This window comes from Aquitalea sp. ASV11 (genome assembly GCF_016429185.1).
Classification (GTDB): Bacteria; Pseudomonadota; Gammaproteobacteria; order Burkholderiales; family Chromobacteriaceae; genus Aquitalea; species Aquitalea pelogenes.
The window spans coordinates 1-295 of record NZ_JAELUD010000308.1; the positions used below are offsets into that span (position 1 = coordinate 1).

Genomic DNA, 295 nt, shown 5'->3' on the forward strand with positions numbered 1-295 from the left:
CACAGCCAGACGGTGGACGCCTTGCTGATGTCGCTGCCGGACGAGGGCAGCCTGCCGGGCCTGCTGGCCGTACCGTTGTTTGAAGACCAGCTGTATCTGGCCTCCTCGCTGACCAGCCCTGCGCCTGTCTCTTATACACATCTGACGCTGCCGACGAACAGTAAGATGTGGGGTGGTGGGGGGGGGGGGGGGGGGGGGGGGGGGGGGGGGGGGGGGGGGGGGGGGGGGGGGGGGGGGGGGGGGGGGGGGGGGGGGGGGGGGGGGGGGGGGGGGGGGGGGGGGGGGGGGGGGGGGG

1 protein-coding gene is annotated in these 295 nt (G+C 77.3%); it reads left to right on the plus strand.

From position 1 onward, the window contains the following. Positions 1-295 (plus strand): hypothetical protein (locus tag JHD62_RS22305; protein WP_199104696.1); only part of this gene is annotated, 295 nt, incomplete at both ends.